This is a genomic window from Neobacillus niacini, assembly GCF_031457145.1.
In the GTDB taxonomy this organism is placed as follows: domain Bacteria; phylum Bacillota; class Bacilli; order Bacillales; family Cytobacillaceae; genus Neobacillus; species Neobacillus niacini_J.
On sequence record NZ_JAVDVZ010000011.1, the window covers coordinates 128,649 to 144,055 of the forward strand.

13 protein-coding genes are annotated in these 15,407 nt (G+C 37.7%); 2 read left to right on the top strand and 11 right to left on the bottom strand.

Features of this window, described 5'->3' with window-relative positions; all coding sequences use genetic code 11:
• Nucleotides 1–326: 326 nt before the first annotated feature.
• The 11 genes from fdhD to J2Y03_RS21740 form a co-directional block, all read right to left on the bottom strand.
• Nucleotides 327–1,172 (bottom strand): formate dehydrogenase accessory sulfurtransferase FdhD, encoded by an 846-nt coding sequence (fdhD, locus tag J2Y03_RS21690; RefSeq protein WP_310198177.1) that lies wholly within the window; start codon nucleotides 1,170–1,172, stop codon nucleotides 327–329.
• 30 nt (nucleotides 1,173–1,202) lie between these two features.
• Entirely contained in the window at nucleotides 1,203–3,560 is a 2,358-nt protein-coding gene (locus tag J2Y03_RS21695; protein ID WP_310198180.1) for an FdhF/YdeP family oxidoreductase, read from the bottom strand.
• Nucleotides 3,561–3,694: 134 nt separating this feature from the next.
• Nucleotides 3,695–4,618 (bottom strand): DMT family transporter, encoded by a 924-nt coding sequence (locus J2Y03_RS21700; RefSeq protein ID WP_310198183.1) that lies wholly within the window; start codon nucleotides 4,616–4,618, stop codon nucleotides 3,695–3,697.
• A 146-nt stretch (nucleotides 4,619–4,764) separates the two neighbouring features.
• The gene (locus J2Y03_RS21705; RefSeq protein WP_310198187.1) at nucleotides 4,765–5,610 is read right to left on the bottom strand and encodes a phosphoenolpyruvate hydrolase family protein; all 846 of its coding nucleotides are present in this window, start codon (nucleotides 5,608–5,610) and stop codon (nucleotides 4,765–4,767) included.
• Nucleotides 5,603–6,838 carry a Tm-1-like ATP-binding domain-containing protein gene (locus tag J2Y03_RS21710; RefSeq protein WP_310198190.1) on the bottom strand — a complete coding sequence of 412 codons (1,236 nt, stop codon included), beginning with the start codon at nucleotides 6,836–6,838 and terminating at the stop codon, nucleotides 5,603–5,605. Before J2Y03_RS21710 ends, J2Y03_RS21705 begins: the two co-directional genes overlap by 8 nt.
• Nucleotides 6,831–7,745 (bottom strand): sugar phosphate isomerase/epimerase family protein, encoded by a 915-nt coding sequence (locus J2Y03_RS21715; protein ID WP_310198193.1) that lies wholly within the window; start codon nucleotides 7,743–7,745, stop codon nucleotides 6,831–6,833. Before J2Y03_RS21715 ends, J2Y03_RS21710 begins: the two co-directional genes overlap by 8 nt.
• Before the next feature lie 15 nt (nucleotides 7,746–7,760).
• Complete coding sequence (locus tag J2Y03_RS21720; RefSeq protein WP_310198196.1) at nucleotides 7,761–8,846, bottom strand: Gfo/Idh/MocA family protein; 1,086 nt, start codon at nucleotides 8,844–8,846, stop codon at nucleotides 7,761–7,763.
• Between the two features lie 38 nt (nucleotides 8,847–8,884).
• Nucleotides 8,885–9,241: a cupin domain-containing protein gene (locus tag J2Y03_RS21725; protein ID WP_310198199.1), complete on the bottom strand. Its 357-nt coding sequence runs from the start codon at nucleotides 9,239–9,241 to the stop codon at nucleotides 8,885–8,887.
• A gap of 47 nt (nucleotides 9,242–9,288) precedes the next feature.
• Entirely contained in the window at nucleotides 9,289–10,113 is an 825-nt protein-coding gene (locus tag J2Y03_RS21730; RefSeq protein WP_310198201.1) for a carbohydrate ABC transporter permease, read from the bottom strand.
• Nucleotides 10,114–10,127: 14 nt separating this feature from the next.
• Nucleotides 10,128–11,066 carry a carbohydrate ABC transporter permease gene (locus J2Y03_RS21735; RefSeq protein ID WP_310198204.1) on the bottom strand — a complete coding sequence of 313 codons (939 nt, stop codon included), beginning with the start codon at nucleotides 11,064–11,066 and terminating at the stop codon, nucleotides 10,128–10,130.
• A gap of 60 nt (nucleotides 11,067–11,126) precedes the next feature.
• A complete protein-coding gene (locus J2Y03_RS21740) occupies nucleotides 11,127–12,476 on the bottom strand; it encodes an ABC transporter substrate-binding protein (RefSeq protein ID WP_310198206.1) in 1,350 nt (449 codons plus the stop codon).
• Nucleotides 12,477–12,701: 225 nt separating this feature from the next.
• Between J2Y03_RS21740 and J2Y03_RS21745 the strand changes: the two genes are divergently transcribed.
• Together J2Y03_RS21745 and J2Y03_RS21750 are read left to right on the top strand one after the other, a co-directional pair.
• Nucleotides 12,702–14,474, top strand: coding sequence for a sensor histidine kinase (locus J2Y03_RS21745; protein ID WP_310198209.1), 1,773 nt, complete (start codon nucleotides 12,702–12,704; stop codon nucleotides 14,472–14,474).
• Complete coding sequence (locus tag J2Y03_RS21750; RefSeq protein WP_165903155.1) at nucleotides 14,449–15,198, top strand: response regulator transcription factor; 750 nt, start codon at nucleotides 14,449–14,451, stop codon at nucleotides 15,196–15,198. Before J2Y03_RS21745 ends, J2Y03_RS21750 begins: the two co-directional genes overlap by 26 nt.
• The last annotated feature ends 209 nt before the right edge of the window (nucleotides 15,199–15,407 follow it).

Genomic DNA, 15,407 nt, shown 5'->3' on the forward strand with positions numbered 1-15,407 from the left:
ATAAGGCTATATGTTTATTACGGCTATATTACAAAAAAGTTTCAATATTTAATAAATAGTAAATCCTCATTGCTATATTCCTATTTAATTATTTTTATAGATAGCCTTTCTTAGACTTATGTGTTTCCTATTATGAAGAAACCATAATGGTTTCTATCAAATACATTCATTTCTAGTTACTCCTTGTCAACATATAATAAAGACAACAAAAAGACCCCTAATAAGATATAGAGGTCTGTATGACTATGGATAATTGAATAATTATTGAATGAAAATGAAATTCCAGGTATGTCTACTACCTCTCATTCTGAGAAAGCAACCATCTATCATAATTTTTGTGGTAGTTTCTTGAAGAGTTGCACAGAAGACCTCTGATTATATTCAATCCCTTGAATCCGTTGCTGATGGGTATATATATTGAATCCGTTTCCCCGTATAAAACCAACTGCCGTAATGCCAAGTTCCTCTGCCAAATCTAAGGCTAGATTGGTAGGAGCAGATTTAGAAAGAATAATTCCGACACCAATCTTAGCTGCCTTAAGTAAAACCTCTGAAGAAATTCTACCACTGAAGGCAATAATTTTATCCTTAATAGAAATTCGATTGATTATACAATAACCAAATAGTTTGTCTAGCGCATTATGCCGGCCGATATCAGTTCTAGATAAAATGATTCCATCACTGGTGCATAATGCAGCATTATGAACACCACCAGTTTGTTGGAAATGTGAGGAACTCTCCTGCAGCTGCTTCATCAGGTCTTTACATTGTTCCGGTGTAACTGTCAATTTCGTCATCACCGTCTTTGCGGTCTTCATATCATTATGAAAGTAAAATTGCCGGCTTTTTCCGCAGCAAGAACCAATAAATCGCTTTGAGTGGAAATCCTTTTGATTACAGTGTTTATTCACAAGTTCAACATATGCGAATCCCTTATCTTCATCGATGTGGAGGGATTCGATGTCTTGATACAAGCGAATAACACCCTCGGATGCAAGGAAACCGACCACTAATTCGTTCCATTCAGATGGAGTACAAACCATGGTGGCAAACTCCTTACCATCTAAAATAATCGTTAATGCCGTTTCAACTGCAATGTCATCCTCTTCTTCAAAAAAGCTTTGTCCATTATATCTGACAATGTTTTGAGAAGTTGTAATTTTCTTTAACAATCGTGTCCCCCCTCTCCAAATCTTTTCCTTTTAACCAACTTCGGTTTCAAGATCTGCAATTGGCTTTTCTACATATTGACTGTCTTTACGAGCGTTATACCGCTCGGCTTTTTCAACATTTACCGTAATATTGTAATCTGGGATACCAGCAAACTTCTCGTACCTGCCCCGCGGCAGCAAGAAGTTACCTTCAGGAAAGTGTACTTCTAGATTTCCAGGTGCAATATCAACGAACTTTGCATTACCTTGGAAGACACCAAAACCGTTGTATACAACGATTCCTTCTCCCTCACCAATGCTTAATTTTTGTCCATCAACAGGACTCATTAATACATCATAGCGGCCAGCTCCATTTAATGGATCAACATCTTTATAAACCATCGAATTAAATTGTTTGCCCCGACGGGATGTAATGATTAACTGTTCTGGCTTTTTATTAAGATCGGGAATTTCTACTGGAATCAAGGTTGCTCTGCCGTCTGGCGTTGGACAAATTCCATCTTCACATAACCAGGCACCACCCCACTGGAATACATCCCCTTGATTTTTCAAGTGTTGGATTCCATCGTATTCAGGGTTTGCTTTCGCAATCTCTGCTCGAATCGCAAATCCATCGGCAAAATCAACCAAGTGAGCTGTCTTTGGTTTTACACGCTTTGCAAGGTCAATGTATACCTTCCATTCAGCACGCGCTTCTTCGATATTGTTTTTGTTACCAGGTATTTCAGGCGAGTAGTAGACCATCCTTTCAGTGGATGTGCTGGTCCCTCCATCCTCTTGTTCATAACGTGTTTTCGCTGGGAGTACGATAACCGCTTCTTTAGCATCGACTAATGTGGAGGTATTTAGAATAATATCTTGGTGGACACGAACATCAAGCTCTGATAAGGCATATTCAATGAAGTCAGGGTCTGGCATTGTCTCTAAAAAGTTACCACCAGATAAATAATAAAGCCTTACCTTCCGTTCATGGTCTTCTGGAAGCACAATGTTTTCCAAGGTTACACCAACGATATCCCCCTGCCATTTTGGAAGCTCAAATCCCCAAAGTTTTTCTATCCTTTCCACATTCTTGCCATCCCAGCCGCCACCAGGCAGCACGAATGGATCTGCTCCCATTTCGCCGCTCCCCTGAACACTGGAGTGTCCACGGAATGGCATAAGGCCTGCGTGTTTACGTCCTAGGTGGCCACGAAGCAGTGCCAGATTTGCCACTTGTGAGATGTTGTCTGTTGCAAAGGAGTGCATCGTTAGTCCAAGTGCCCAAGCATAGACAGCGTTTTTACTGTTTGCTAAAGCTTCAGCTAATTGAATAATCCTTGCTTTTGAAACACCTGAAGATTCAATAATTTCGTCCCAGCCTTGCTCCTGGACATTCCTCTTCAGTTCTTCATAACCGTTAACATGTTCTTGAACAAACTCATGGTTGATTGCTGAACCATATGCTTTTTCTTCCATATTAAACCAATGCTTCATTATTCCATGCATAAAAGCAATATCTCCGCCGATATTGACCTGATAGAAATCATCGGCAATTTTCGTTCCGAATAATGCAGACTCAGGATTTGAGGGAATCCAATATTTATCCATGGCCGGCTCACGGTATGGGTTTACTACGATGATTTTCGTCCCTTTCTTCTTTGCTTCAAGCATGTACTTTGAAGATACAGGTGAAGAGTTTGAAGCGACACTCCCCCAAAACAATAAGACATCGGTTCCGATCCAATCCAAATAATTAGAGGTGGAAGCTCCTACACCAATCGAACGTTTTAAAGCCGTCTTACTTGGAGCATGACAAATACGAGAAGCGTTATCGATATGATTGGTCCCAAGAAAACGTGCTACCTTTGCGGCCGCATAATAGCTTTCATTGGTAATTCCACGAGCCGTTAAATAAAACGAATATTGCTTTGGATTCAACTTTTTCATTTTGTCTGCTATGAAATCCATCGCTTCATCCCAAGTAATACGTGAAAAATTCCGTTCTCCTTTTCTGCGAATCAACGGATAGGGAATACGACCGAGCTTACGAAGTTCAGTGCTATCATATTTTCTTAATTCATCAATATCAGCATGAAGAATATCCGGCTTAATGGCAGGCATTGTATTTAACCTAAGTACATTCATACGTGTCGTACAAACATGCATTCCTTCCAATGTCTGATCATATAAACCAGATACACCTAGCGCACAGCCGTCACAAACACCTTTTGTAATAATATTGGCTGCATAGCCTAAATTATCTCGATTATCCCAAGCGATTTTCATCGTATCTCGAATATGTTTTGGCTTTATTTTTCCTAGTCCGAAAGGGATTGGACTTACCCAATGTTCCGGAGCGGGTAATTTTGCTTTTTTTTGTGGTCCTGGATGAAGTGTATTTCCCATTTATATTTCCTCCTTTAGTGGTCTGAGTTTACCTAATCCAATAAAGAAACCACCAAGGAGATCCTCTAATGCCAAGGGTAATTCTCCGAGGTGGATTGTCTTTACCAGGTTCGCTGTCAAATACCAACAAGATCCTATGCCTTTATGGTGGTTCCTACTGTACTATCTTTGTTTGGTTTGACTTGCCCGATTCCAGCCCCTAGTAGTACACCGATTACGATTAAACCAAATCCAGCCCAGTGGGAGATATAAATAATTTCATGTAAAACAAAATAGGCAGAAATCACTGAGAAAAATGGAGAAAGATTTAGGAAGATTGCGGAATTTCCAGCTCCAATCTGTTGGATAGCAGAATTGACAATTAAGTAGCCTAATCCAGTGGCAACAAAACCAGAGAAAATTAATAATCCCCAAGCAACACCACTTCCCCCTGGAATTTGAGAGATACCGTTAGGTTCAGTGATTAAACCAATAATCAATATAATAAATGAACCTATTAATAGGGTCATTCCAGTCATATAAGTAGTATTCAATGTTTCTGAAGCCTTCTTAATCCAGACAAAACTAATCGTCTGAACAATTACTGCGATGCACAGATACAAATCACCCATTGAAATCGAAAAGCCTTCATTGCTTCCTGCCAAAATAATAACGGTAACCCCGATAAAACCTAATACAAAGCCCATTCCTCTTTGGATGTTTAATTTATCTTTGAGAAAAATCGCTGCTGCAATTGCGGTTGCAATAGGCGATGCTCCTAGAATAATTCCGGCATTTGTTGCAGTTGTATAATTCAATCCAACAGACATAAAGTATTGAAAACCAAATATACCAAAAGTGGAAATACCAATTACGTAATACCATTCTTTCCTTGTTAATTTACGATACAATTTTTTATAGAAAATGAATGGTGCTAGTGCAAGAAACGCAATAAAAACGCGAAATGCTGTGATTGTAACCGGTGGAAATTCAGAGACGACGATTTTTACAGCAATTACGTTAAAACCCCAAATGGCCATCATGGCTATTAATAATAAGTATAGATAGTTCTGCCTCATTCATTAATCCCCATTCCAATAAAATCTTCCTGATTCACCAATTTTCCCATAAAAAGACCACTGCAATTACGCACAAAAATACGAGATTACAGTGGTCTTTGGTTAGGATAATAGAGACGAGTTAAATCGTACTTTTAGTTATTCACTTACGCTTGAACCTTTGAACTTAGATTAATATTCTTGAATTGTTTTACCTGACCAGAAATGGCTTGTTCCGTTGGTAATCTTTCAATACTTGAAGCTCCGAAGAATCCAGAAACTCCGTTTGTTCTCCTTAGTACATATTCTGCATCTTCAGGTTCAGAGATTGGTCCGCCATGACACAATACAATAATATCTGGATTAACTGATTTCCCAGCATCGTGAATCTTTTGAACTAATTCAACTGCATCATCAATATCCATTGCTGTATGTGCACCAATTGCACCTTTGGTAGTAAGACCGACATGAGCAACTAAAATGTCTGCTCCTGCTTTTGCCATTTTAATCGCATCTTCTTCATTAAAAACATAAGGGGAAGTGACGAGCCCTATATTATGAGCTTTGCGGATCATATCAACCTCTAGGTCATAACCCATTCCTGTTTCTTCAAGATTTTGACGGAATTGGCCATCGATAAGTCCAACTGTAGGGAAGTTTTGAACTCCAGTAAAGCCTTGTTCCTTGAGCTGCTTTAGGAATACATCCATATTTCGGAATGGGTCTGTACCACAAACTCCAGCTAATACAGGTGTGTCTTCAACAATTGTTAAAACTTCATTGCCCATTTCCACAACAATTTGGTTAGCATCGCCATATGGCATTAATCCAGCTAATGACCCACGACCAGCCATACGATATCGACCTGAGTTATAAATGATAATTAAATCAATGCCACCTGCTTCTGCACTTTTTGCTGAAAGACCAGTACCTGCTCCTCCACCAATAATAACCTCATTATTTTGAATTTTTTGTTTTAATTTTTGAATAACTTCCGCTCTCGATTTAGACATGTGTCGCATCTCCTTTTTTTGCAGCCATTTGTTCCAATAATTTTGAAGCAATAAGCTTAGAAACACTCGGGTCATTGATATCTTCTTCTACTTCAATTAAAGTAACATGTTCTTGTATATTTTCCTTAATTGCGTAGTATAACGCATCACGTTCTTCTGGACCGTCAAATGGCTGCCCAGCACGGTCTAATAAAGATATGCCACCTTTAGGTAGCACAAGTACAACTGGAGATGTACTTTTATTTAATTTTTGAGCGATGATTTCACCCAGTTTACGATTTTCTTCTACAGTTGTTCTCATTAGGGTAGTTGTTGAATTATGCTGATAGAATTTACGATCTTTAAATTGCTCAGGAACTGTTTCTGGAGGACCGAAGTTTACCATGTCTAACGCTCCGACTGAAACTACCTGTGGAATACCAACTAGACCGGCTGCTTCAAGGCGGGATTCACCGGATTTGAAGATTCCACCTACAAGTCCGTCTGCTAATTCAGTTGTTGTAATATCTACAACTCCTTTAATGAAACCTTCCTTTATCAGAGCTTCCATTGAGTCTCCACCAGCTCCAGTGGCATGGAATACGAGAACATCATATCCACTTTGCTCTAGGATTTCTCTTGTTTGATTCACACATGGTGTCGTGACCCCGAACATGGTTGCACCAATCATTGGCTTTTCTTCCACTTCTATACTAATTCTATTTCCTTTAACCATTCCACTAAGTGCATTGGCTGCGTTCTTTAGGATCAGTGAAGAAAGACGATTAATACCTGCAATATCCACAATAGAATACAGCATCATTACATCCTTTTCACCCACATAAGGTCTGGTGTTTCCAGAAGCTACGGTAGAAACTAATAACTTTGGAATTCCAATTGGAACATCCTTCATTGCTGTAGCGCCTACAGTAGTTCCAGCAGTTCCGCCCATTCCGAACACAGCTCCAACCTTACCTTCTTCTACTAATCTATTTATTACATTTCTTGCACCATTCGCCATAACTGTAACAGCAGTACCACGGTCATTTTTCTCTCTTAACTCCTCCAATGAGGAGCCGCCAGCTTTCGCGACTTCCTCATTAGAAACATCTCCTTCAGTAAAGGAAGGATAAACAGCAGTATTAACTAAAATTGTTTCAAGTCCATTTTCTTCAATAATTCCTTTGACATACAGAAACTCTTTTTCCTTCGTATCCAATGAACCTACTAAAACAATTTTCTTACTCATGTGCACCCTCCTTCGCTACGATTCCTTCGAAAAATTCCTTTGTTTGTCGTACAACTTCCACCTCACCAATTCGGTCTTGTACATAGAATGACGGATAATGAGTGTCAATGGTTAAGATGGCTTGTGGATCATATTCGGCAATGGCCTTCATTACTGGACCATGGTCATAATCATCTTTTCCTGCGATGGCAAAATTACCGAAAGTACCAGTAGGATTATCTACCGTAATGGAATTTGATAATCGGTATGCACCCTTTAAATGTGTTTGATATACATGACCTTTTATATGCCCATAAGTCTCAACAGTAGGATATTCCCCTGCTCTCCAACCATTCAATACGTCCCAGTTGACCTTTAAATTCGGATGGTTCGTATATTTCATAATAATTCCGAGTTCTTTACAACTGTTCGTTAATGTTGGCGGTTCGTTTTCTACTAAGAGAATTTTATCTCTAGATTTTGCTTGTTCTGCATGTCGTAACATCACGTTTGCATTTTGACGATATTGCGTATCTTTCTCTTCATCGGAAAGAAGATTGAAATCCTCTTGACGGTAAAGGGAATAAATACGAATAAAGTTAGTAGAAAAAATATCAGCTAAGTCAAATAAACGATTAAGCACCTCTCCCATTTGCTTATGGTGCTCTTCATCATGATTATCATATTTAGGCGGTCCAGAGAACGTACAAGAGTTAACTGCCCAAGAGCTAAGGCTGCTTACCTGTAGACCTTTCTCTTGGATGAGTTCACTTATTGCTCGCGCTTTTTCTGGAGTGATATCGTCAATTGTAGATCCGTCTATTTTTCCTCTTAAGTCAATATTCGTAAAACCTAAGCTTTTTGCATACTCCAATGACTCTTGAAAAGATTCCGTTCCTAACATATCTGTGAAAATGCTAAATTTCATCTTATTTCCCCCCGTCTACTCAATTGTGATCCAGTTACCAGAACGATTATTCTTGTAAGCATCAAAGATCTTTGTTAAATGAACAGCGTCGCTTAATGTAGCACGTTCTACTTTTCTATCATTCAATACAGCATGGGCAAAATGATTTACACTTTGAACCATTCCTTGTAAGAATAGGTTCTTGTTATAAAGCTGCCCTAGGGAAAATTCTGGCTCCCAATGAACCGGACCCTCTAACGGATTATCCCCTATGTAATGGGGAGCCTTTCCGTATTCTCCACTGCCCTTTGACCCTCTGTAATAAGCAAGGCGGATTGCATTATCTATGACAACATTTTCTTTGTTTCCAATTACTTCATAACGTTCTAATGGACTTGTGTCTGCTTGCGTTGAAGGCAGCTCTAAATTACCAATTGCGCCAGACTTGAATTTTAATAGAGTTTGAACATTTCCACTTGGTTGATGTTCTATGAACATCATTTCTTTCACATCACCCATAAGGTAATGTATCCCTGACATTGGGTGACAAATGTCTAAGAACCAATGTAATCCCGTTCTTTCTCCTAGCTTCTCATCAAACGGAGTTAATGTTAATGGATATCTGCCAGTTACTGAGGCTGCTTCTCCAAAACTGCTAGATTCTAAGATTTGTTTTGCTTTTACAAAAGTCGGATAGAAATAGCGTTTATTCGAAACAAGTACAGTTTGTCCTGTCTTAGCTTCAAGTTCTTGTAATTCTTCGGCTTCCTTCGTCGTGTAAGCAAGTGGTTTTTCCATCCAAACTGGGAGCCCTGCTTTAAGGATATCTGGAACAATTTTCGGATAAATTGGATGACCGTTTTTATCAAAATTTAGAACAATGAATATTGCGTCGAGGTCCTCTTTTTTGATCATCTCCATATAATCTGTATATGCACTTTTTGCTCCAAAACGGTTCTTGTAAAGATCTGCTCTTTCTTGATTTAAATCGCAAACAGCTACAAGATCGATTGGTGCATAATCAAACGTAGGATATACATTTCGATAGGCATGTGCACCACAGCCGATAAAGCCTATGCGAAGTTTGTTACTATACTCATAGTTAAATTTAATTGGTTCCATTGTCCGGTCTCCTTTTTTGACTTGAATTTTTCGTCGGTCTACTCACCAATTGTTTGTCTGTCAGGCGCAGAATACGCGATCATCATTCTACATGGTTCCCAGCTAGTAACTGTTGCATTGTGGGGGACATTTCTTGGGATGCGCAACATCATTCCTGGTTTAAGATGATAGGTTTCATCGCCTAAAGAATGATCACACTCTCCAGAAAGTACAAAAATAACTTCTTCACAATTCGGGTGTACATGTCGCGGGTTCGACACACCTGCATTGATATAAACCATTCCAAATGTCATTTCAGCTTCCGGATCGATTTCCTGTCCGCATAACCATTGGATGGAACCCCAGTCATTTTGTAATAAGTATTTTTCCTCATTTAAGTCTGTAATTGTAGCCATTAAAAATCTCTCCTTTTGTTTTCATTTTTTATATGAATCTACAAATATTATTTATTTGCTCCACTTGCCATTCCCTCAACAAAGGAACGTTGGAAGATCAGATACACAATAATACTTGGGATCATGCTAATAACGGTGCCTCCAAAGATTAATCCAAAGTTAGTTGATTGTTCTCCTTGGAAAGAATAAAGACCTAATGAAATCGTAAATTTTTCTTTAGATATTAATAGGACAAGTGGAAGTAAGAAGTCATTCCAAATATTCATAAAAGTAAAGATAAGGAGTGCAACTAGACCAGGTTTTGCTAAAGGTAACATAATCGACCAGTACGTTCTCCATTCCCCAGCACCGTCAATTGCAGCAGATTCCCGCAGTTCCTTAGGAACATCCCGAAAGGTATTCCTCATAAGGAAAATTGAAAACGGAAGTGCAAGTCCGACAGATACTAATGTTACGCCAGTTAAAGTGTCTACCATCCCCAAAGACTTAAGCTGGAAGAAGATTGGAATAATAATTGCCTGAACCGGCAGTGCCATACCCAATAAGACTAAATAGAAGATTAAATTGTTTCCTTTAAAAGAAAGCTGTGCAAAAGCATAGCCTGCTGGTGCTGCAACTAATGCAACGAGCACCATGCCGCCAATTGTGATAAATGCACTATTTAAAAAGTAAGTTTTAAAGTTACCTAAATTCCAAGCACCGATATAATTATCGAAATTCCATGATTTAGGTAATGAGAAAGGAGAACTAAAAATCTCCATATTCGATTTAAAACTAGCTAATACTGCGTAAAAGATAGGAGACGTAATGAATAACAACAAAACTGACAATGTAATCCAGAGTGTTAGCTGGGACCCTTTTAGCTGTTTCAATCGCGTAATCATTTCTATTCAGTCCTTTCTCGATAATAGTTAAAGCCAATCGTGAATGCGATTACAATAACCCCCAATACCACACTGCCAGCTGTTGCATAACTCACTTTGTTCATACTGAATGCTGCTTTATACACATATGTTGATACAAGTTCACTCATATAGAATGGTCCGCCCTGTGTCATGATCCAAATCAAAGCAAATCCTTTAAGTGCGTGGATGATAACCATACTGATAACAACATTTAATGTATTTCTCAAACTTGGGATGGTAATATTCCAAAACTTACTTATTGGTCCTGCACCATCAATGTCTGCAGCTTCATATAAGCTGTAGTCGATGCTTTGAAGACCTGCAAGGAAGAGAATTAAATATAATCCATAGAACGCCCATGTACTTGCAATGACGAGAGCTGGAATAACAAATAACGGTTCCCCTAACCAGTTTTTTGCTAAGCTCTCTAACCCAATTGATTTTAGAAAGACATTAATGGGTCCCATCATTGGATCATAGATTTTCGACCAAAGAACCCCAACAACTGCTAAGGAAAGAACACTTGGCAGATAAAATCCTGCCCGAAAAAACATTTTCCCTTTTTTAACCCTACTGATAAATACCGCCAACACTAAGGTAGGAACCACCATAAGAGTAAGACTAAGTACCACCCACAATAGGTTATGTCCTAATGATTTTAAGAAAACATCGTCCTTTGTAAGTTGGACATAATTTTCGATCCCTACAAAGTTCATGCTAGGAGCTGCTCCATCCCAATCGAAGAAGCTATATCGAACGGCGTCAATCATCGGATATAACATAAAAACGGCATATAGTATCAATCCTGGCAGAAGAAAGGATGCAATTGTTATGGCTTTCTTAATCTTAATCTTTGTTTTACTATTCACAGCGAATACACTTTTTTTATCCATTTCTAGTAGTGGAGTTGATTGATTCATATACTAACCTCCCTTCTTCGTAGGGACCTGTTCACACGACCAAGTCCCATTAGCAATCCATTATTTTAAACTAAATCCATTCGCTCGGTCTTTTTCTGCACCCTTCTCGATGTTGGCCATTGCCTCTTGTGGTGTAACCAACCCACCAACAAGCCCTTGTAAGTTTTGGTAATAAGCTTCCTTCGCTTCTACGCCCATAAACACACTCGGATTATACCCGGAACCATCTTCAATTGATTTCATTGCAGATTTTAATACCTCACCAACCGGTTCAATGCTTTCTGAAGCCTTAGAAGCTGGGATAAAGTTATAATCTGGCAGGTTTAATACGATATTGCTATAGTCCTCAGATAGAATGAAGTCCATCCATTTTTCAGCGTATTCTACGTCCTTCGCCTTTGATGGAACTACCCATGTTAACCCCACTCCACCGACAGGTTGCGCAACATCTCCATCAACAAAGGATGGCATCATAAACATATTTACACTGTCCTCAAGCTTTTGATCCGCTAAATCCGTAATGAGGTAAGTACCTGTAGCTTCAATTGCAGCTTGTTTTGATAAAAATCTAAACTTTGAATCGGGTTGGGTCTGTGTAACTGATTCTTTCGTGATATAGCCCTTTTCAACCCAATCAGCCATCATTTCAGCAACTTGAACTACATTAGGGTCAGTCCATTTTCCATCACCATAGAATAATTCCACTACTTTCTCTGTACCCATTACACTTTCCATCATGACACCAAAGATCCAACCAATCGCATACCCATTTCTTGCCCCAACTGTGATGGGTGCAACGCCTTCATCCTTAAGTGTTTGAAGCGCTTTCAAAAAATCGTCTTTATTAGTTGGAACGTCAACACCATGCTTTTCAAAAATATCTTTGTTGTAAAACATTCCAATTGCATCTATCATATGTGGAACCTCATAAATGTTATCACCTTTTGAAATCAGGTCATATGCAAATGATCTAATGTCATCCTTCCAATTATTCTTCTCGTAAAGATCATTTAATGGTTGGATTAGATTGACATCTGATAGAATCGATACCCTTCCTGGACCAGCATTCATTAAGATAACATCCGGTGGTTCAATTCCTGATTGTAACAGAGTAGGAAGTTTTCCAGACTCTACCTGCACATCCCCATTTGTAATGTTTACATCTATATCAGGATTAATTTCCTTGAACTTTTCAACAACGCTTGCCCATTGCTTCTTTTCAATATCGTTATAGTAGTTTGGTATTAATAGATCAAGTACATTATTATTCCCACTTGCTGATTCGTTTTTTACTTCCTTAGAATCTGTTTTTGTTTGTTCATCAGTTGATGATGTTGGCGACTGACACGCTGTTGTAATAATCATCAATAACACTAGTAAAAAAGAAATCTTATGTTTGTTCCCCTTCATAAACATCCCCATCCCTTTTTCATATTAGTTTTTATTGTAACAGAATAGTAAAATTATTATTTTACAATTTACGCTCCTTTCCATAGAATATAAGTAACATTAATATATTTATAATTCTAAATGATTTAAACTTTCTTTCAATGGCGTAAGAGATGGGTAAAAGGGGGGTGAATCGTGGTTAATATTTTATAGATTACTATAATGTCTAAAAGTCGGGGGAAATTAATGAAATTCATTAACTCTATTTTTTTTAAGTTATTTATGACATTTGTTCTATTTTCATTTATTCCAATGGGCATTGTTGGCTGGTTTGCTTATGATAAGTATTCCAATAATTTATATGAAAACTTACAGTATCATGCAGATGACGTATTGGAGCAAAAGATGAGTTTTCTTTCAGCATTCATAAAGGACTTGGAACGTATGGATCAAGGAATTACGCAAAGTAAGATTTTTTCTGAGTTTCTCACCAATACAAATCCAATAGACCACCCAAAATATTATATAGAGCTTGATGAATTACTACTAAGTATTCAAAATATAAGACCAGAAACGGAAGGAATCATGATCGTCAGCAACAATGGCTTTATTTACAATTATGGGTATTCTCATGATTTACATTTTAAAAATCAGGACTTCAAGAATCTTCCATGGGTCAAAGAAATAGAAAAAAACAATTATGTCACTCCACAAATTACCTACCTTCACGATCAACCTTATTCGAATGTTGATAAGAAGCAAAAGGTTTATTCTTATGTTAAAAAAGTATGGGATAGAAAGATAAAGTCATACGGATATCTTATCATCGATTTTAAAGAAGATTTGTTAGAAGCCATCCTACGACATGATGGAAGCACTTCTTTTACTAGTTCGGGAACCTTCATTCATGACAGTCTTGGATTTGTCTTAGAACCAGAGATTAATCTGGAATATAAGGATGTAGCAGCGTCTATATCTGGATCTACCATTAAAAGTAATTCTGGAAAAGAATTTATTGTTTTCACGAAGTATTTCCCACAAACAGGATGGTACGTATCAGAGTATTTTGAGAAAAATGCATTTTACGTAACGGTTAATGAAATTAGAAAAATCGCCATTATTATTACGATTACATCTGCATTCATTTGTTTACTTGCATCCTTATTTATTTCACATCGCATTTCCACACCTATTAAGAATCTTGGCAGAGTGATGAAAAAGGTGGAATCAGGAAACCTTGATGAAAGGTTTGTTGTCCATTCAAAGGATGAAATCGGTGACCTTGGAAAAGGTTTTAATACGATGATTGGGGAATTAAAGAAATTAATTCAAGCGGTTAAACACGAAGAAAAATTAAAGAAAGAAGCGGAAATTACCGCCTTACAATTACAAATTAACCCACATTTTATCTATAACACCTTAGAAACGATTAATTCTTTGGCACGTAAAAAAAGAGAACCTGAAATTAGCCGTCTGATAGTGCTACTTGGAAAACTACTGAGGTCTAGCATAAGTTCATTTGAAGAAAAAATCCCAATCAAACAGGAAATCAATTATATCGTCAATTATTTAGAGATTCAAAAGGTACGGATGAGAGAACCATTAAACTACACGATCTCGATTGATCCCATGTTAGATGAATATCTATCGGTAAAATGGATTCTGCAGCCTATCGTTGAAAATGCAATCATTCATGGGATTGATCCCTTAAAATCATCCGGAAATATAGAGATTATTGGGGAAAACAGAGGCTCAATAATCATATTTACCATTAAAGATAATGGCGTAGGACTTGATTCCCTAAAGCTTCAACAGATTCGTCACCAGCTTCAATTCAGCTCCAAAAACCTTGCGAAATATAAGAATAAAATTGGAATTTACAACGTACAAACTAGAATTCTCTCACATTACGGCAGTCCTTTTGGTATTACGATAGATAGTGAGGTAAATTTGGGTACTACCGTTACGATTTCAATCCCAATGGAGGTATATGATGCTCAAAATGTTAATAGTAGATGATGACTGGCTAATATCGGATAGTTTGAAATCATTGGATGAGTGGCATGAGCGAAATATAGATGTGGTTGGCACGGCTGAGAATGGAAAAGAGGCAATATTTTGGATGGAGAAAGAGAAACTGGACATCATTTTAACAGATATTCGTATGCCAGAAATGGATGGTATTGAGTTAACCAAGCATATATATGAAAAGGAATCTAACATCCATGTGATCATTATGAGTGGATACGAAGAGTTTTCTTTTGCACAAAAAGCGATGAAATATAACGCTAAAGGATATATACTAAAACCAATCGATACGGATGAACTTATGGATGCCATTGATAGAATAAAAATGGACATGAACCCTACCAAAAAGGTTGAGCCAGAACCTGCAAACGACCCAACCACTTATCATGAAAGACTGGTGTTAAGTGCCCAATCCTACATTATGTCTAATCTAATAAAACCGTTAACATTAAAGGAAATTGCAAACCGATTACATCTTACCGATCACTATTTTGGTCAAGTATTTAAATCTGTCACGGGTGAAACCTTTTTAAATTATTTAACAAGGGTTCGAATGGAGAAAGCCTGTGAATTAACCAAAAACCCTACTCTAAAAATATATGAAATTGGTACTCTTGTGGGATACAAGGATCCTAAATCTTTTGCAAAAACATTCCAACGATTATACAACATGACACCTAAAGAATTTCGGAAACAATACTTTACGAATGAATAGGTATAAATCCGAGGAAAAGTTATAAACCCCGATAGTTATTCGGGGTTTATAATGCTTTCAAATTGAAACTTAATGAACCTAGAACACGTTGTTCTGTTTATTAAAACTTAGAATACACCGACATCGTCTTCAAGTATTCTTGTTGAGCATTTTTTCCCATCACTTTCAATTACTTGTGGAATACGATCACGGACAAGTTTATTATAAAT